General features: G+C 62.5%; 3 protein-coding genes. All 3 read left to right on the top strand.

Annotated features, from left to right (window positions below):
- The coding region (locus tag TL5118_RS12990) for a C4-dicarboxylate TRAP transporter substrate-binding protein (protein ID WP_058260797.1) at window positions 1-942 on the top strand (942 nt) is incomplete at its 5' end.
- Between the two features lie 88 nt (window positions 943-1,030).
- Window positions 1,031-1,678, top strand: a complete 648-nt coding sequence (locus TL5118_RS12985; RefSeq protein WP_058242788.1) for a TRAP transporter small permease subunit — start codon at window positions 1,031-1,033, stop codon at window positions 1,676-1,678.
- On the top strand, window positions 1,678-3,078 hold the full coding sequence (locus TL5118_RS12980) for a TRAP transporter large permease (protein WP_058260796.1): 1,401 nt from the start codon (window positions 1,678-1,680) through the stop codon (window positions 3,076-3,078). The genes TL5118_RS12985 and TL5118_RS12980 overlap by 1 nt, the downstream gene beginning before the upstream one ends.

The following is a 3,078-nucleotide window of genomic DNA, read 5'->3' as shown; positions in this document are numbered from 1 at the left end:
GAATGGAATGTTTCGCTTTGGGGCAAGCGTCGTGCGTTTACGGAGCATGTTGAGAAGCTGGCGGAGCTGGTGTCTGAGAAGACGGGTGGTGAGTTCACGCTGAACATTTCTTATGGCGGTCTGTCGAAGAACCGCGAGAACCTGGATGGGATCTCGATCGGGGCGTTTGAGATGGCGCAGTTCTGTGCCGGCTATCACCGCGACAAGAACCCCTCGATCACCGTTTTGGAACTGCCGTTCCTGGGTGTGAACACGCTGGAAGAAGAAGTGGCGGTCAGCCATGCGGTCTATGGCCACCCGGCGGTGCAGGCGGATCTGGGGCGCTGGAATGCCAAGCTGCTGATGACCTCGCCGATGCCGCAGTACAACATCGTCGGCACCGGCGAAGCCCGCGACGCCCTGGCCGAGTTTGACGGTATGCGGGTGCGCGCCACCGGTGGCATCGGTCAGGCGTTCAGCGCCGTGGGCGCGGTGCCGACCTCGGTCACCGCAACCGAAGCCTATAACGCGATGGAAAGCGGCGTTGTGGACACTGTGGCCTTCGCCCAGCACGCCCATTTTGCCTATCGTACCATCGACCAGGCCACCTGGTGGACCGCCAACCTGAACCCCGGCACCGTGAACTGCCCGGTGGTGGTCAATGTTGACGCCTATGAAGGCCTGTCGGACGCCCACCGTGAGGCGCTGGACAGCTCGGTCGATGAGGCGATCGCCCACTACCTGGCCAACTACGGTGAGGTTCTGGCCAAATGGGACAGCGTCCTGGCCGAAAAAGGTGTGCAGAAGGTGGAGCTGCCCGAGGCAGAGATCGCCAAATTCCGCGAAGTGGCCGCCGGCCCGATCCGTGACAAATGGATCGCCGACATGACCGCCCAGGGCCTGCCCGCCCAGGAGCTGTATGACCTGGTCATGAGCACGCTTGAGGCTGAGCGCAGCAAGTAAGCGGCGCCTTTTGACATCGACCGCTCCTGCTGGGCTGAGGCCCCTCGGGGGCGGTCTTTCTATATAAAACAACTGGATGGGGGATGAGATGGCGGGATCTGCTGCGGTCTTGGAAGATGGGTCGGGTCTGAGCCGGCTGGATCAAAACCTGTTTCGGCTGGAACGTGTTCTGGCGCTGTTGAGTGGGCTGGCGGTGTTCTCGCTGATGCTTCTGGCGGTGGTCTCGGTCTCGGGGCGCAACCTGATGAACGCGCCGCTGCCGGGCTATGTGGACTGGATCGAACAGGCGATGCCGCTGATTGCCTTTATGGCGATTGCCTACACCCAGCGCGATGGCGGCCATATTCGCATGGATATTCTGGTGGGCCGCCTGTCGGGGCGGGCGCTTTGGGCGGCGGAGTTTCTGACCACCCTGGCGGCGCTGGTGTTGATGGTGCTGCTGGTCTGGGGCAGCTGGTCGCATTTTGGCCGCAGCTTTGATTTTAATGCGCCGCTCTGGTCGCGCGACAGTTCGATCGACATCGGCATTCCGATCTGGCCCGCCAAGCTTCTGGCCCCGGTGGCCTTTGCGGTCTTGAGCGCGCGTATGGCGCTGCAGCTCTGGGGCTATGGCCGTGCCTTTGTGCTGGGTCTGGTGGAGCCGGTGGCGGTGCCGCTGGTGCAATCGGCCGCGGCCCAGGCGGCAGAAGAGGCCGCCCATGTGGGCGAATTGAACAATGATGAGGGACGGGGCTGATGGAACCGATTGAAATTGGCCTCTGGGTCTCGGGCTTTATGCTGCTGATGGTGGTTCTGGGGATGCGGGTGGCCTTTGCCGCCGGTATTGCCGGGCTTGTGGGTCTGATCTGGATCTTCTGGGCCAAGAAGGGCTATGACCCCGAAGATTTTGGCTGGGCGCTGACCGTGGCGGTGAAAACCGCCGGCCAGGTGCCGCATTCGAAAGTGGCCAGCCAGGCGCTGTCGCTTATTCCGACCTTCATCCTGATCGGCTACCTGGCCTATTACGCGGGCCTGACCAAGGCGCTGTTTGAGGCGGCCAAACGCTGGGTTGGCTGGCTGCCGGGGGGCTTGGCTGTTTCCACCGTCTTTGCCACCGCGGGCTTTGCCGCCGTCTCTGGCGCTTCGGTGGCCACCTCGGCCGTCTTTGCCCGGATCGCCATCCCTGAGATGCTGAAGATCGGCTATGACAAACGCTTTGCGGCGGGCGTTGTGGCGGCAGGCGGCACGCTGGCCTCGCTGATCCCGCCCTCGGCCATTCTGGTGATCTATGCGATCATCGTGGAACAGGATGTGGGCAAGCTGTTGCTGGCAGGCTTCATCCCCGGCGCCTTCTCGGCGCTGATCTATGGCGGCCTCATCGTGGTGCTGGCGCTGGCCCTGCCGAAGTTCGGCCCGCCGGTGAAAGGCTTCACCTGGAAACAGCGGTTTGCCGCGATCCCGCCGGCCTTCCCGATCTTCTTTGTGGTCTTCATCATCATCTTCTTCATCTACAACCCCTTTGGCGGCGATGCCTGGGGCACGCCCACTGAGGGCGGCGCGCTGGGGGCCTTTGTGGTCTTTGTGATGGCGCTGCTGCGCGGCATGGGCTGGGCGCAGCTGAAAGATGCGCTGCTGGAGACGGCGAAGCTGTCGGCGATGATCTTCACCATCATCTGGGGCGTGCTGATCTACGTGCGTTTCTTGGGCTTTGCCGATCTGCCAGGCGCCTTCTCGGATTGGATCACCGGGCTGGAGCAGAGCCCGATGCTGACGCTGGTGCTGATCCTTCTGGCCTATGCGGTCTTGGGCATGTTCATGGATGCGATCGGCATGCTGCTCTTGACCTTGCCGGTGGTCTACCCGGCTGTCATGGCGCTCAACGGCGGTGAGTTTGTCTCGGCCGCGGACAGCACCTTTGGCATGTCGGGCCCGATGTGTGCGATCTGGTTTGGCATTCTGGTGGTGAAAATGGCCGAGTTCTGCCTGATCACGCCGCCCATCGGCCTCAACTGCTTTGTGGTGGCGGGCGTGCGTGACGACGTGAGCGTGCAAGATGTCTTCAAAGGCGTCACCCCCTTCTTCATCGCTGACGCCATCACCATCGCCCTCCTCGTCGCCTTCCCATGGATTGTCCTGTGGCTGCCAAGCCAAGTGTGA

Origin of the sequence: Thalassovita autumnalis (assembly GCF_001458255.1) — a bacterium.
Taxonomy (GTDB): Bacteria; Pseudomonadota; Alphaproteobacteria; order Rhodobacterales; family Rhodobacteraceae; genus Thalassobius; species Thalassobius autumnalis.
Note: the sequence above shows the minus strand (reverse complement) of the source record. Positions and strands in the feature narration are given on the sequence as shown.